Source organism: Acinetobacter sp. Tol 5 (genome assembly GCF_019702905.1).
GTDB lineage: Bacteria > Pseudomonadota > Gammaproteobacteria > Pseudomonadales > Moraxellaceae > Acinetobacter > Acinetobacter bereziniae.
The window spans coordinates 3493594-3509148 of the sequence record NZ_AP024708.1; the positions used below are offsets into that span (position 1 = coordinate 3493594).

Consider the following 15555-nt stretch of genomic DNA (forward strand, 5'->3'; position numbering starts at 1 on the left):
ATTTTATGGCTATTCCTCAGCACACAATAGATCAAATTTTAGATCGTACCGATATTGTCGATCTGATTGGTCAACGTGTGAAATTGAAAAAAACAGGTCGTACCTATTCAGGTTGCTGCCCTTTTCATCAGGAAAAGTCTCCTTCTTTTCATGTATATCGTGATAAACAGTACTATCATTGCTTCGGTTGCCAGGCAAATGGTAATGCCATTCGTTTTCTTATGGATATTGATAATCGAAACTTTATCGATGTCATGAAAGAGCTTTCTAGCCAAGCTGGAATCGAACTCCCTAAAGATAATCAAGACAATAAAAAACTTTCTTATAAACGCGAAACTGTAAAACCACAAGTTAAGCCTCAAGCCCAAACGCAAGAGGATAAAAATACAGCGTCAAAAACACAGGAACAAAATACCGAAGCTACTCCTTCTTTTGAGATTGACCCTTTTGAAGCGTTTAGCCAATATCCTGATCCAGAGCATTTTGATCCTACACAATTTGATCAAGCAGGATTTGTACAACCACCTCAAGACGGGAATCTTTACGACCTGCTCGAAAATATTGCTCAATTTTATGAACGTCAGTTACCACATAGTAAAGTTGCACAGAACTACTTCAGACATCGCGGTTTAAGCACCGAGACGATTCAATATTGGCGTTTGGGTTATGCACCTGAAGATTGGCAACATCTTGAAAAAGCATTTCCTCAAGATATTGAAGGTCTAAAATTATTAGGACTGATTCGTACCAGTGATAGTGGACGTGACTTTGACTTACTTCGTGATCGAGTAATATTTCCTATCCGAGACAGTAAAGGTCGAGTCGTTGGTTTTGGTGGTCGTGCGTTAAATGACGAAATCAAACCCAAATATATTAACTCTCCTGACTCTGAAGTCTTCCATAAAAATCAACTGCTGTATGGGTTATATGAAGGACGTAAAGATCGTGCCCAAAACTGGCTCATGGTTGAAGGCTATATGGATGTTATTGCTTTACAGCAAAATGGGATCTCGGGAGCAACTGCAACACTGGGTACGGCGAGTAATGCAGACCATTTAAGCATTTTATTTAAACAGAACAATCAAATTACGATCGCCTTTGATGGTGATGCCGCAGGTCAAAAGGCTGCTCGACGAACTTTAGAAATTGCTTTGCCTTTATTGAATGATGGGCGTGAACTTAAATTTTTTGTGCTTCCTAAAGAACATGATCCTGACTCTTTGATTCGTAAAGAAGGCTTAGAGACTTTTCAACGGATCTGGCAACAGTCACCGCTATTATCAGACTTTGTCTTTGCCCTATTAAGCCAAAATTATGATGTCACCACCCCTGAGGGTAAAAGTCAGGTCATGGCAGAACTGAATCAATTGACTGAATTATTGCCAAAACAAGGTTCATATCGTTATCTGTTAAGACAGTTTTTTAAAGAAAAGTTAGGTTTTAATCGTAAATGGCAACCACAAGTCAGCTTGGATGCATCACTCTCATTTAATATTCGCACCAAAGATGAGGATTTTGCAGTGGCGATTTTAATGCAACATCCATTTTTATATATTCACTTTGAAGTGTTGCGTGCATTTATTCAACCAGATGAGTTGTTAGCAAAAGTGCTCGCTGTATTTGATCGTATTTTTGATGATTTACCCGATGATCAAGAACTAGCGACCTATTATATTTTAGGTGCTTGCAGTGCATATCACTTAGAGTTGTCTGAAATTATGCAACGAACCAATATCCAAGCTTTAACCGAAGCTCCAGAAATGGCGGATAAATTGGCATCGGACTACTCTCTTGCATTACAAGAAAAGTACTTAAAGCAAAAACTTAAAGCACCAGCCTCATTAAGTGAATCTCGTAATTTACGCAAACAACTCAATGAATTAACCAAGCAAATTAGTTTAAAGTTAGTTCATAGTTAATGTTTTATAAACTCTTCATTGATCATATCAATTATTTTGTAATACAAAAAATTCATGTGACTGTTCGCCTCTTCCATTGAGGAATCATAAGGTTTATAAACATTTAGATATATACGTTCTTGAAAGTTTTCATCACTAAAAAACTCATTTGTTGAATACAGAGAATTTGTTTGTGAATTTAAACTTTCGATCATAAGCGCATCCCATATTCGTGCTGAATAGTCTAAATAAAAACAGTAGAGTTTAGGTTTTTGAAGATCCTTATAACATTGATCAACAGAATCAATAACCTCCAAAATTCCTCCCTGAGTATAGATGTTATGTAGATCATGGATTGCTTGTTTCAATAGCATGTCACTATCTTTTACAGGCTTTGCGAAACATTCAATTGAGATAAGCAATAATATGAATAAATATAAAGTCTTAAGCATTTTAATTTCTGTATTCTAATTTGATAACACGAGTATATGAACAATATTTGTTGAAGCAAAAAGCTTCACTACATTACTTTCTTAAATCATTACTTTGCTTTAGGTTTTCGTTCTTGCTCAAAAATATCCTGAATATTTTCTTTCATCCATTCAAAATGTGATGGATCTTCATCCTGAGCTGCTTGACGCAGTAGAATTGAGGCAGGATGTAACAGTTTTTGGGTTAAGCGGTGGGCAAAATCTTCTAATACATGTTGGGTATCTTCACCTGCTTGAATACGCTCTAGTGCATATGCAAGTTCTGCTTGACGTTGCTCTTCGCCATGCTCGCGGAATTGCTGAATCGTACTACCAGCATCTTTGACTTTCTGGTGTGTAACCAATTGAGTGACCAGTTGATTGACCATCACCTCTGCTTCAACCGCAGCTTGGCGACGTTGAGCGAGATTTTCATCAATCACACTCTGTAAATCATCCACACCATACAGATACACACCATCCAAACTTTCAACTTTCGGATCTATATCACGAGGAACAGCTAAATCGACCATAAGCATCTGTTGATAACGTCGTTTTTTTAATGCCGCTTTTACATCAGTATAAGCAATCACTTGATGTAAGCTCCCAGTACAACTTGAAATCACATCGGCACGATAAAGTTGTGTTGCAAGCTCATCAAAAGGGATGATTTCTACTTCAACACGATGGGCAATTTCTTGTGCTAACTTTTCTGCACGTTCACGACTTCGATTACAAATGAGAATTTTTGCCACACCCATTTCAGCCAAATGCTTAGCAACCAAACTATTCATTTCACCTGCAGCAACCACCATCACTGTCAGTTTTTCAGGTTTGCTAAATACCTGTAAAGCAAGCTGTGCAACAGCATAACCCATCGATACGGCATGACTTCCCACAGCAGTTTCAGAGCGAACACGTTTTGCTGCATAAAAAGCATATTCAAAAATTTGATTGAGATTTTGTGAAACGATTTCTGCATTTTTAGCAATCGATAGTGCGGATTTGACCTGCCCAAGAATCTGAGGCTCACCCAACATAAGAGAATCTAAGCCACTTGCAACACGCATCAAATGTGAAACAGCATCTGTATTTTCATAACGATATACATGATTTGACAATTGCTTTACATCAATACCATTGGTTTGGGCGAGCCAATTTAATACCATATCGGCATTTTCAGCCATGGCGTAGACTTCAGTGCGGTTACATGTTGAGACCACCACCATATCATTCAAATTTTGGCAGTGGCTTTGCTCCGTCAGCAAATCTTTTAATCGTTCTGGATTAAAAGCGATCTGCTCACGAAGCTCAACAGAGGCAGTTTGATGGTTGACACCCAATGCAAAGAAAGACATATCAGATCATCATTTCGCTAAATTTATGCTATTGTGCAATAACGGTGTCATAAAAAGCATACTTGGATTCGGAAAACTTGCGTCAAATAAACAACCGCTTAAGCGGCATGACAATTAAGCAATATTCTACCACATTCTTACTGGTTGGTAGCATGGCTTCTAGTGCTCATATTAGAGCATCTGGAGAATTTTATCATGCAAAATATAATACAAATGCATTAAAACAAAGCATCATTGCTGAATTTTCACTGGCATATAATGATACAGCAACTGCTTTGCACAATTATACGGTGTTGGCAATTCGCAGTAATTCCACCACCATTAAACAACGTGCGCTCAATGTAGCTATTGAGCAAAATGATTTAAAAGCAGCATTAGATATTGCAACACATTGGGTTGTACAAGAACCTGAAGATGTTCCTGCAAAATTTTATTTGGCACATATTGCACTCAAATCACATGAGTATGAACTGGCTGCTGAAACGCTCGACAGTATTCTTACAATCGATCCAAACGCGGATTTAGAAAAAATTCTAGAAGGAATTGCCCCTGAGTCTGAAGTTGACCGTCAAAATCTACTCAGCACACTGAGAGCAAGCAAAGAAAAAAATAACCCTTCCGTGTTAATCTTAATTGCTGGCTTAGAAGCGCAAAGTGACGAGATTGAACAAGCCCTTAAAACAGTCAATAAGGCATTGAAAAAACGCCCGAAAGTGACTGGTTTTATTCTTATGAAAGCCAATCTACTGGAGGCATTAGGCAATCAGGAAGAAACCTTAAAATGGTATAATCGTAGTAGTCGCAAAAATAAATATAACTATGACATTCGATTGGCAGAAGTTAAATATTTGATTAAAACCCATCAATCTGAACTGGCATTAGATAAATTAGAAACCATCATTCAAACATGGCCAGATGCTGAAGAAGCTTTGTTTATTGCAGGTTTAACAGCAATTGATTTAAAAAAATTTGATCAAGCTGAACAGTATTTGGTGGAATTACGTTATTCCTCGCGCTATCAAAATGAAGCTTATTTTTATTTAGCAGTTAATGCTGAGCGTAAGCAAAATGATGAAACGGCAAAAGCCTATTATCGTTTAGTAGATGGAAATTTATATACGGTTTCACGTCGTAATCTCGTCTCGATTTTTGAAAGACAAAATAAAATGAATGATGCGCTACGCTTTTTAACTCAGGAACGTGTAAATTATCCGCAACATGCAAGTTTCTTATATCAAGCGCAAGCTGAAATTTTAAAACGTATGGGCAATAAAAAAGCAGCTTTAAGTTTGCTTAATGAAGCTGTCAAGAATCTGCCCGACGACCCCGAAATTTTATACTCTGAAATTTTATTGCTAGACCCTTTTGAAAATCGCGATATTCTGGACAAAGCACTTAAACAGCTATTGAATTTAGAACCCAATAATCCAGCTTATCTAAATGCTTATGCTTATACTTTGGCTTTGCAAAATCGACGTCTAGACGAAGCACGTCGCTATGCTGAACATGCTTTAGAATATGCACCCGATCAAGCATCTATCTTAGATACTCTGGGCTATATTACCTTTTTGCAGAATGATTTTGATGCAGCCTCTAATATTCTCTCTAAAGCTTATAGTTTGAGTCATAGTATTAATATTGGGATTCGTTATGCGAAGTCTTTGTATATGCAAGGTGCATTGCCACAATTTAATGAAGTGTTACAACAACTCAAACAAAATCATCCAAATGATCCTCAATTAAATCAATTAGATTCACTAATATTACCGCAACATATTAAAAAGAGTTAATCGCCTATATGCGTCACATTCAGCAGATCATCTTCGCCCTTACTGCAACAGCAACGCTTGCTTTTACTGGGTGTCAGCAAGTCGTTAAGCCTGCCCCAACCACACCAACACAGGTACCTACAGATGGTTCAACTCAAAAGCCATCAAATCAATTCAATTTAGAGGGAAAAATTGGGGTAAAAACTCCAAAACAATCTGGCAGTGCTTTCTATACATGGTCGCAAAACCAACAAGATTTCAATATTCAGCTCAATGGTATCTTAGGTATTGGTAAAACCATTATTGAAGGAAAATCAGGTGAAGTGACTTTAAACAGTTCTAAGACTGGGTTAATTTCAGCTGAAAGCCCAGAAGAACTGCTTGAAAAAGCCACTGGTTGGGTCGCTCCCATCACGCATATTGTTGACTGGGTACAGGGCTATCCTGCCACTGAAAATGCACAAGTTGCGCATGACTCAGTACAACGTATTACTCAAATTGTTGAAGATGGTTGGACAGTAGATTTTAGTTATAATCATCAGGCGACTTTACCCAACAAACTAATTTTAAAGCAACAACTTGAATCAGGTCAGGAAAACCGTATTACAATGGTGATTCAAAACCGTTAAATCTCAACATCAGGCAATCAAATCTATGCTTCGTGTTCCCTCACCTGCAAAATTGAATCTGTTTTTGCATATTACTGGTCGCCGTGAAAATGGTTATCACGAGTTGCAAAGTATTTTTCAGCTCATTGATTTATATGACTGGCTAGAATTTAGCCAAACAGATTCCGATCAAATCGTGATTGAGGGATTGGATAGTGTCGATCTGCAACACAATCTGATCTACAAAGCTACACAAATGCTGCTTCCTTATGCGAAACACGCAAGTGGCTTAAGTATTCGTATTGAAAAAAATATTCCAATGGGTGCTGGCTTAGGTGGTGGCTCATCAAATGCGGCAACTACATTGATCGTGGTCAATCAATTGTGGCAATGTGGGTTAAATACTGAACAACTGGCAGCATTTGGCGTTAAATTGGGTGCAGATGTTCCTATCTTTGTGCATGGTCGTAATGCTTGGGCAGAAGGTATTGGTGAACACTTAACATTCATAGACTTAGATCAAAAACAATACATTGTGTTAAAACCTGATTGTTTTATCAGCACTCAACGACTTTTTTCGCAAAAAACATTGACAAGAGATACGAAGCCTACTAAATTTTGCGCCTATCAGCTAAAGCCATCTGATTTCAGAAATAGCTTTGAGCCATTGGCAAGAAGTTTATACCCTGAAGTTGATGAAGCAATGCAGTATTTAGATCAGTTCGGTACAGCAAAGCTTACAGGTACAGGTGCTTGTGTTTTTGTTGAAGTCACTGAACAAATGAAGATTGATGATATTTTAAATCATTCACCCTGCAAAGCCTTTTTGGTCAACAGTTTGAATGAATCACCACTCATTCATTTTAAAGTGTAATGATAGGGGCGTCGCCAAGTGGTAAGGCACCGGGTTTTGATCTCGGCATCCGTTGGTTCGAATCCAGCCGCCCCTGCCATCATTTTTCACCTGTAGATCGTTGTATTTTAGGGGCGTCGCCAAGTGGTAAGGCACCGGGTTTTGATCTCGGCATCCGTTGGTTCGAATCCAGCCGCCCCTGCCATCATTTTTCACCTGTAGATCGTTGTATTTTAGGGGCGTCGCCAAGTGGTAAGGCACCGGGTTTTGATCTCGGCATCCGTTGGTTCGAATCCAGCCGCCCCTGCCATTTTCTCAAAAAAGACAGAACATGGTATTTGCATTTAATGTTGATTTACCTTGACAGAAACATGCAAAAACACTAAAATTCTGCCGCATTAGGGGCGTCGCCAAGTGGTAAGGCACCGGGTTTTGATCTCGGCATCCGTTGGTTCGAATCCAGCCGCCCCTGCCATCTAATTTCAAATCTGCCAACCGCCAAGGGTGCTTCATGCCCAATCTTGTCGTTTTTAGTGGAACTGCGCATCCACAATTCGCCCAAAAAGTCGTTAGCCATCTGCACATTCCTCTTGGAGCTGCTGCTGTAGGTAAATTTTCTGATGGTGAAATCACTGTCGAAATTACTGAAAATGTGCGTGGTAAAGACGTATTTATCGTACAGCCCACTTGTGCCCCTACCAATGATAACCTTATGGAAATCCTGGTAATGGCTGATGCATTGCGTCGTGCAAGTGCTGGTCGTATTACTGCTGTAATTCCTTACTTTGGTTATGCTCGTCAAGACCGTCGTCCACGTTCAACTCGTGTTCCAATTACAGCAAAAGTTGTCGCAGATATGCTGACGACTGTTGGTATTGACCGTGTTGTCATGATCGATTTGCATGCTGACCAAATCCAAGGCTTCTTCGATATTCCTGTAGATAACATCTACGGTACACCTGCTTTACTTGCTGACTTGCGTCAACAACAGCATCATAACCTGATGGTGGTTTCACCTGACGTTGGTGGTGTTGTGCGTGCACGTGCTGTTGCAAAGCAAATGGGTGATATTGATCTTGCAATCATCGATAAACGTCGTCAAAAAGCCAATGAATCACAAGTGATGCATTTGATTGGTGATGTACGTGATCGTGACTGTGTTATCGTGGATGACATGGTGGATACAGCTGGTACATTGTGTAAAGCTGCCGATGCATTAAAAACTTTTGGTGCACGTAAAGTGGTTGCTTATGCAACACACCCTGTACTTTCAGGTAAAGCACTTGAAAATTTAAGCAAATCTGTGATTGATGAATTGGTTGTTACTGACACAATTCCACTTTCAGAAGAAGCATTAAAACTTGGTAAGATTCGCCAAGTTTCAGTAGCAAGTATGGTTGCTGAAACAATTCGTCGTATTAACAACGAAGAATCTATTAGCGCAATGTTTGATTCTTATCTATAATAGCGCAAAATTTTCAAAGCCCTGCCCTTAGGTGGGGCTTTCTATCACTGGACTGGTCGAAAGTTCAGTCAATTAAACTCAATGAGGAAATGTCATCATGGCAAACTTCGTATTAAATGCAGTAGCACGTGAAGAAGCAGTTCAAGGGAAAGGTTCGAGCCGCCGCCTTCGTCTTCAAAACAAAGTTCCAGCAATCATCTACGGTGGTGCTGCTGAACCTGTAGCAGTAACTTTAGAACTTCGTGAGCTTGTTAAAGTTTTAGAAAACAATGCTTTCTTTGAAGAAGTTGTTGAAATCAACATCGATGGTAAAGTTGAAAGCGTTAAAATCCAAGCGTTACAACGTCACCCATCTAAAAACACTCCTATGCACGCTGACTTCAAACGCGCATAAGTGTTTAATGGTGTAAATGAGTGAGTAAACTTTCACTGATTGTTGGTTTGGGTAATCCAGGTTCTGAATATGCCCAAACCCGCCATAATGCAGGCTTCTGGTTTGTTGAACGCCTTGCAGAGCAATATGGCATAACTTTAAAAACTGATTCAAAATACAAAGGAATCAGTGGTCGCGGCAATATAGAAGGACAAGATGTTCGTCTGTTACTGCCAACAACATTTATGAACCTTTCTGGTCAAAGCGTTGTTCCTTTCGCAAAATTCTATCAAATTAAACCAGAAGAAATTCTCATCGCCCACGACGAACTGGATATGGATCCAGGTGTAATTCGTTTAAAAACTGGCGGCGGACATGGTGGTCACAATGGTCTACGTGACATTGTTCCACATATCAGTTCTAATTTTCATCGTCTTCGTATAGGTATTGGTCATCCTGGCGCAAAAGAAAAAGTATCAGGACATGTACTTGGCAAAGCACCAAGTAGTGAACAGACTCTGATGGACGATGCTATACATCATGCTTTAGCGAGAACGAAATTATTGGTCAATGGTGAGATACAGCAAGCAATGAATCAAATCAATGCTTATAAACCATAATTCGAAGCTCAATTTTTACATTCCTTGTTCAACAATTTTTCTTGCTATGATTCATTTTTAAGAGCAAAATGCGCTTTCAAATGTATCCCCCCTATTGAAAATTGTTGATCCATCGCAAGATAACAATCGTAAGGGCAACTCTGGAGACGCGCATCATGCTATCTCGTTTATTAAAAGCAAAAATCCATCGTTGTGTTGTAACACAAGCAGAACTACATTATGAAGGCTCTTGTGCAATCGACGGTATTCTCTTGGATTTGGCTGGTATTCGTGAATATGAAGAAATTCATATGTGGAACGTGACCAATGGTAAACGTTTTACAACTTATGCGATTCGTGGTGAAGAAGGCTCAGGCATTATTTCTGTCAATGGTGGTGCTGCACTTCAAGCTGATGTGGGTGATTTAATGATTATTGCAACCTTTGGTGACTTTACCAACGCTGAAGCAGATGCGCATAAACCTCGCCTTGTTTATGCAAACCCAGATAATACGGTGAATCACACAGCAAACTGTATTCCTGTTCAAGTTGCTTAAGCAACAGCAGAGCATTAAGAACCCGCACAATGATGCGGGTTTTTGTTGCCCAACCAACTTATGACGCTTTATTTGCTGAACTAAATCCATCTCGCCAATGTTGTTTATTTTCGCAGTCCAAATCTTGTAACTGCGCTCCTCTTAGAGATGCAAGGATTGTATTACCCTGTTGATCAACTTTAAATTCAGCATACTGCGCAGCTTGATAACATTGTCCTAAACCTTCAGCGAACAAGAAACTTTTTGATGCTGGATATAATGATGTATATCGATTATCTGAGTTTTTTAATATTAACCGAGTAGTTTTTACATTTTTCGGCGGATCAAAATAAGTATGAATCACTCGACGCTGTTGATCTAATTCTACAAAGGTCAAAACCGAAGAGTTATTTTTTATACGTTCATCATAATAATGCCCTGAAAACACCTGACCGACTGTCTCAGTAGTTTCATTAGCAGGTTTTGTAGGATGAAGTCTTGTGTCCTGAGGCACTAAATAAAGCTGATAGCGAAGTGCCATGTAATCCCCTTGAATAAAGGAACGTGGATCTACAGGCTGTAAACGAACATAGATACTCTGACTATTCTTCAAATGCTGTTCATTCTTAAAAATAATTCCCAGAAAGAGAACTATGCTCATTAAAGCAAGACAAAGAGGAATGATTTTTTTCATGTATTTCCCCTCTCTACTGATTGGAACTTATGTAACACCCAAGTCAATGTCAACAACAATAATCCTGAGCTAAAAATACTTAGACTTTTAAGCAGGAAGCTGACATTTAAAGCGTAGTAAATAAACCATAAGGTCAAAGCCAAAGTGACCAAAGCTAATCCGTAGACGATCTTATCGTGCTGTGACATTGCCCATGAAAGTATCGCCATACAGATAAAAATTTCAAAATAACCATAAAATATCAATACTGCAGCAAAAGCCAACAATATGACTTGAGCAACCACGCTAAATTGATTGCGAATCCGCAACGTCATAAACAAAGCCAACCATAAAATAGGTAAGCCCAAATTCAGGATAGGAAGATATTTGATTTTTTCTAATTCATATTGCCCAAATAGTGTATAGAAGCCTAAAGATGACAGAATAATCAGTAAATTAGCCAAAGCTAAACTTCGTTGGTATTGACTAGGTTGAACACGCTGTACCCAAATCATTGCCAAATAAAATCCATAACTCAATAAGGTCAAATATGAAAAATTTTCAATGAAACGATGTACGCCAAATAGCGTGCTTAAATCCCAGATCAGTGCAATACCAGATAAGTACAAAACAAAAATTTGAATAAAAATAAAAAACCAATGGCTGCGAATAAAATAACTGAGAGACAGCATAACCAGCTGAATAAAGAAAATAGGAAAGAATTGATCTGTTAATTCAAAGCTATGGAAAATTACAGCATTTTGCCCCGCAATCCATATACAATATGCAAACTGTCTTAAAAATAAAGCGTGTTTATTTTTTAAAATAAAGGCAGCCAGCACCACAAAAACGGCTCCCATAATTAAGGAAAAATTACCCCAAAAAGTCAGCATCAATGATGCCAATACAATACCTGCAATCCATGCGCCTACAGCGATCGGAATGTTATTAAATCTGTTTTGAGGAATAAACTTAATCAATAAAACAGTAATCAGTGCAAACCATGCAAAAACCAGTAATGCGATTAAAAATAAACCGAGCACCTCTGATTCTCGAAAAAAGCCATTCATCCACTTGAAAATCACCAGTGTAAAAGTAATCCCCAAACCAACGGCTGAAAGTACACTACACAGTTGATCTTTTTTTCGATAAAAATAAATAAATGCAACAGAAAGCAGAAAAAAAGACGAAATCAAATAGGCGATTTTGACGTTTAATAAGGTAAAAATCATAGCTGTGGCATATGCTAACTCACCATCACCATATAAAAATAAACCCATATGCCAAATCGAAAGAATGCTAAACCCTAAGATAAAGAGATAACGTAAGTTTTGATAATAACGAAGACAAAAATAAAACTGAAACAATAAAAGAAGATTTAAACTAAATATGAATGTGACAGGATATTCATCAGCCCAAAATGTTTGTTTAAAAAACAAAAATAAAGTGAGTTGGCTAGTGATACACAGTAAGGTAAAAATACCAATATTGTGACGATATAACCAAGGAAGCAATAAAATAGACCAGATCAAAAACAGTAAATAACTGTCCGCTCCCGTTTGGTAAATTTGACCGATGACCGCCAAACTTAAACCGATCATTAAGCCACTAATCGCATGTAAACATTGCACTAAATAATCATGTCGAACAAAGAACAGACTTGAGCATGCACTCAACAATAATAAGACTTGCGGAATTGCCAACTGTAAAGCTTGTGGCAACATAAACCAATTCGCTGCGGTTAAATACAAAATACTGACAGCAATGAGCGTAAACCCCAAAACCTGCAAATGTTGAACGAAATGATCATTCCGCCATGAATATATATCTTGCTGTATATTCATCAATGCACTCCCCCCTACTTATTGTTTGTTGTTTATGAATATCACTATGAAGATAGATACTGTTGAATAATGTATAAATTTGATTATTTTCTATAGCAAATATTGTTCTAACCATAGTACTCATCATTCTAAAAAAAAGCATCCATTCCAAGAAAAACTGGCTATAATGACTTTACATCGCTTCAGGGCGGGGTGTAATTCCCCACCGGTGGTAAATTGGACTGATTTTTAATCATGAACCAACAGCCCACGAGCCTATCACTTGAAATCAGTGATTCGCAGATTTGGTGAAATACCAAAGCCGACGGTATAGTCCGGATGAAAGAAGACGACGTCACAGCTTAAAAATTTCAATATTCGTTATTGGAAAATGTTTTGTAACGCCACTATTTCAAATGTCCTGAAATGTTCAACCGTATTTTCACTTTTACGAGAGCGTTTCAATGTCTAGTTTAATTCAACCTGAAATTTTCTTTTCTGCATTATCTCCAGCAGAACAACGTATCCAGCAAGCTTTAGAAGATATGCGCCAAGGCAAACCTGTTTTAGTCATGGACGATTTTGATCGTGAAAACGAAGCTGATCTAATTATTGCTGCGGAAACACTCAATGTTGAAACCATGGCGCGTATGATTCGTGATGGTTCTGGTATTGTCTGTTTGACACTTACCGATGAACTCGCTGACCATCTTGAATTACCGCCTATGGTACAAGACAATTCGAGTCAATTTAAAACAGCATTTACCGTGACCATTGAAGCTGCCCAAGGGGTTACAACAGGCGTTTCAGCAAAAGATCGTACCACTACGATTCATGCTGCTATTAAAACTGGTGCTGTAGCAAGTGACTTAAACCGTCCTGGTCATGTTTTCCCATTACGTGGTCGTGCTGGTGGCGTATTAACACGTCGTGGTCATACAGAGGGTTCAATTGATTTGGCTCGTATGGCAGGTTTAAAACCAGCGGGTGTGCTTTGTGAAATCACCAATCCTGATGGAACAATGGCAGCTGGTATTCAAGTGCTTGCTTATGCGCAGACACACCATTTAACCGTCATTACCATCGAAGAATTGGTGCAGTACCGCCTCAAACACAATATTTAAAAATCTAGTTCACAATTTAGATTGTGGTGCTTCATAATAAAATCCCAATTCAAATGGTTGAATTGGGATTTTTTGTCGCTTTAATTTATTTTAAAAATATGTATTTTTGTTAAGATCTAAACATCTTCCAAATGCAAAATACTCTGTCGAATACCATCTGCGCGTAACCATGCAAAATCATAACTTGCTGTTGCCAAAGCCAAAACACGACGCTCAAACTCATCCCATAAAGGTTTCACTTGTTTCGACTGAATCCCCAAACCACTTTCTTCTGCCAAATGCTTATTTTTTTCACAAAGTTTTAAGGCATGATAAAGCTTGCGACCTTTTGATGCCGAATCCAGTACACGAATACGCTTGCCTTGAATAAAGCCTTCTATATGTCTTAAATCTGCAAGTGGAAGCATTGGAACCAAAATTTGATCTAACTGCGCATCTAAGCGTTTCCAAACCGCCAAACGTTGATCTGAATTATAAGTGTTCCATTGAATGACTTCGTGATTAAAACGGCGACAGCCACGACACACAGAATCACCAAATACCGTTGAGCAACGACCAGCGCATGGTGTTAAAGTTGGTATTCGACGCTCATTACTCAAAATAGACTCCTTACATCCACAAAACCACACGGATTTTTAGCATAAAATATCATTTCGCAATACTATATATTGTATATAAATTATTTTAAAGCACTAGATTTAGTATAAAAAACCATATTTTTCTCATGGAATAAAAAAGCACTACAAACACTAGGGTTTTCTCGCATATTCTTGCAAATCACGTTAAAATAGCCGCCTTTAATTTTGTCCTATTTTATATTTGGAGTACTCCATGAACGCTACTGTAGAACAGCTTGCACCTGTAGAACAGCAAGCGACCTCTGGTTGGGTTGTTGCCGCACTTTATCAATTCAAAGAAGTTCAAGATCCTGCTGATCTTCAAAAACGTCTCTTAGACTTGGTAAAAACAATCAACCTTTGTGGTACTCTTATTGTAGCGAATGAAGGAATCAACGGAACAGTGGCAGGTGATCGCCAAGCAATTGATACGATTCATCAATTCTTGTTAGATCAAGGCTTCAGCACAATGGAATACAAAGAATCTCATAGTGCCGAAAAACCGTTCCGAAAAATGAAAATTAAACTTAAAAAAGAAATTGTAACACTCGGCGTTGAAGTCAAACCACGTGATCTGGTAGGTCACTATTTAGACCCTAAAGAATGGAACGAACTGATTGCTCGTGATGACGTCATCTTAATTGATACACGCAATGATTACGAGTACAAAGCAGGTACATTCAAAGGTGCCATAGATCCAAAGACAGAGACTTTCCGAGAGTTTCCAGACTATGTAAAAAAAGAGTTAGAACAGCATAAAGACAAAAAAATTGCGATGTTCTGTACAGGTGGTATTCGTTGTGAAAAATCGACTTCTTTACTTTTACAAGAAGGTTTTAACGAGGTATATCATCTTAAAGGCGGTATTTTAAAATATCTTGAAGAAACCCCTGCTGATGAAAGCATGTGGGAAGGTGAATGCTTCGTATTTGATGGACGTACTGCGGTCACACATGGCATGCAAGAAGGTGAAAATATTAAATGTCACGCTTGCGGTTGGCCATTGATTCCAGAAGAAGTTGCTCTTCCAAGTTATGAACATGGTGTTTCTTGTAAATATTGTATTGATAAAACAACCGAGCAACAAAAAGAAGGTTTCCGTATGCGCCAATCTCAAATTGTTGCGGCAAAGCGCAAACGCCTTTAATTCTACAGATCCTATAAAAAGCCGTAGTTCATCCACTACGGCTTTTTACTGTAATACCCATTGCATGCTCAATATCAGATTCAAAATTAATAAAACAAAGAATTTTTCTAAAGTGTTTAGTCATTCAATCAAAACGTTTTAAAGCACAACAAATCCCTACTATATTTTCTAAAATGTACACAATACTATGTTGATAACTGCCTATTTTTATATACAAAATGACTGATTGGATTATTGCGATC

General features: G+C 38.3%; 14 protein-coding genes, 4 tRNA genes and 1 riboswitch. Of the genes, 14 read left to right on the forward strand and 4 right to left on the reverse strand.

Annotated features, from left to right (window positions below):
* Positions 1-5: 5 nt before the first annotated feature.
* Positions 6-1919: a DNA primase gene (locus tag TOL5_RS16300; protein ID WP_151751468.1), complete on the forward strand. Its 1914-nt coding sequence runs from the start codon at positions 6-8 to the stop codon at positions 1917-1919.
* Between the two features lie 520 nt (positions 1920-2439).
* Here TOL5_RS16300 and hemA read toward each other — a convergent pair.
* Complete coding sequence (gene hemA / locus TOL5_RS16305) at positions 2440-3726, reverse strand: glutamyl-tRNA reductase (RefSeq protein WP_221260507.1); 1287 nt, start codon at positions 3724-3726, stop codon at positions 2440-2442.
* A 77-nt stretch (positions 3727-3803) separates the two neighbouring features.
* Between hemA and TOL5_RS16310 the strand changes: the two genes are divergently transcribed.
* From TOL5_RS16310 to panD, 11 genes are all read left to right on the forward strand, one after another.
* Positions 3804-5516, forward strand: a complete 1713-nt coding sequence (locus TOL5_RS16310) for a hypothetical protein (RefSeq protein WP_174761270.1) — start codon at positions 3804-3806, stop codon at positions 5514-5516.
* Between the two features lie 8 nt (positions 5517-5524).
* Positions 5525-6124, forward strand: a complete 600-nt coding sequence (lolB, locus tag TOL5_RS16315; protein WP_199957984.1) for a lipoprotein insertase outer membrane protein LolB — start codon at positions 5525-5527, stop codon at positions 6122-6124.
* 25 nt (positions 6125-6149) lie between these two features.
* Entirely contained in the window at positions 6150-6977 is an 828-nt protein-coding gene (ispE, locus tag TOL5_RS16320; RefSeq protein WP_200025005.1) for a 4-(cytidine 5'-diphospho)-2-C-methyl-D-erythritol kinase, read from the forward strand.
* Positions 6978-6981: 4 nt separating this feature from the next.
* A tRNA-Gln gene (locus TOL5_RS16325) sits at positions 6982-7056 on the forward strand.
* A 30-nt stretch (positions 7057-7086) separates the two neighbouring features.
* A tRNA-Gln gene (locus tag TOL5_RS16330) sits at positions 7087-7161 on the forward strand.
* Between the two features lie 30 nt (positions 7162-7191).
* Positions 7192-7266, forward strand: a tRNA-Gln gene (locus TOL5_RS16335).
* A 90-nt stretch (positions 7267-7356) separates the two neighbouring features.
* Positions 7357-7431 (forward strand) — tRNA-Gln (locus tag TOL5_RS16340).
* A 36-nt stretch (positions 7432-7467) separates the two neighbouring features.
* Positions 7468-8421: a ribose-phosphate pyrophosphokinase gene (locus TOL5_RS16345; RefSeq protein WP_004828271.1), complete on the forward strand. Its 954-nt coding sequence runs from the start codon at positions 7468-7470 to the stop codon at positions 8419-8421.
* 97 nt (positions 8422-8518) lie between these two features.
* On the forward strand, positions 8519-8815 hold the full coding sequence (gene rplY / locus TOL5_RS16350) for a 50S ribosomal protein L25 (RefSeq protein WP_004828269.1): 297 nt from the start codon (positions 8519-8521) through the stop codon (positions 8813-8815).
* A 20-nt stretch (positions 8816-8835) separates the two neighbouring features.
* The gene (pth, locus tag TOL5_RS16355; protein WP_221260508.1) at positions 8836-9414 is read left to right on the forward strand and encodes an aminoacyl-tRNA hydrolase; all 579 of its coding nucleotides are present in this window, start codon (positions 8836-8838) and stop codon (positions 9412-9414) included.
* 155 nt (positions 9415-9569) lie between these two features.
* Positions 9570-9950: an aspartate 1-decarboxylase gene (gene panD / locus TOL5_RS16360; RefSeq protein WP_004722504.1), complete on the forward strand. Its 381-nt coding sequence runs from the start codon at positions 9570-9572 to the stop codon at positions 9948-9950.
* 58 nt (positions 9951-10008) lie between these two features.
* Here panD and TOL5_RS16365 read toward each other — a convergent pair whose 3' ends face one another.
* Both TOL5_RS16365 and TOL5_RS16370 read right to left on the reverse strand, forming a co-directional pair.
* Complete coding sequence (locus TOL5_RS16365; RefSeq protein WP_221260509.1) at positions 10009-10623, reverse strand: GDYXXLXY domain-containing protein; 615 nt, start codon at positions 10621-10623, stop codon at positions 10009-10011.
* Positions 10620-12449 carry a DUF2157 domain-containing protein gene (locus TOL5_RS16370; protein ID WP_221260510.1) on the reverse strand — a complete coding sequence of 610 codons (1830 nt, stop codon included), beginning with the start codon at positions 12447-12449 and terminating at the stop codon, positions 10620-10622. The genes TOL5_RS16365 and TOL5_RS16370 overlap by 4 nt, the downstream gene beginning before the upstream one ends.
* A 172-nt stretch (positions 12450-12621) precedes the next feature.
* A riboswitch (FMN riboswitch) is annotated at positions 12622-12780 on the forward strand.
* A 109-nt stretch (positions 12781-12889) separates the two neighbouring features.
* Here TOL5_RS16370 and ribB point away from each other — a divergent pair.
* Positions 12890-13549: a 3,4-dihydroxy-2-butanone-4-phosphate synthase gene (gene ribB / locus TOL5_RS16375; RefSeq protein WP_221260511.1), complete on the forward strand. Its 660-nt coding sequence runs from the start codon at positions 12890-12892 to the stop codon at positions 13547-13549.
* 116 nt (positions 13550-13665) lie between these two features.
* On the opposite strand, the gene TOL5_RS16380 is transcribed toward ribB, so the two are convergent.
* Positions 13666-14148, reverse strand: coding sequence for a DUF1289 domain-containing protein (locus tag TOL5_RS16380; protein ID WP_004828258.1), 483 nt, complete (start codon positions 14146-14148; stop codon positions 13666-13668).
* Positions 14149-14380: 232 nt separating this feature from the next.
* Between TOL5_RS16380 and TOL5_RS16385 the strand changes: the two genes are divergently transcribed.
* Positions 14381-15313, forward strand: coding sequence for a rhodanese-related sulfurtransferase (locus TOL5_RS16385; RefSeq protein WP_058970884.1), 933 nt, complete (start codon positions 14381-14383; stop codon positions 15311-15313).
* Positions 15314-15555: the final 242 nt, after the last annotated feature.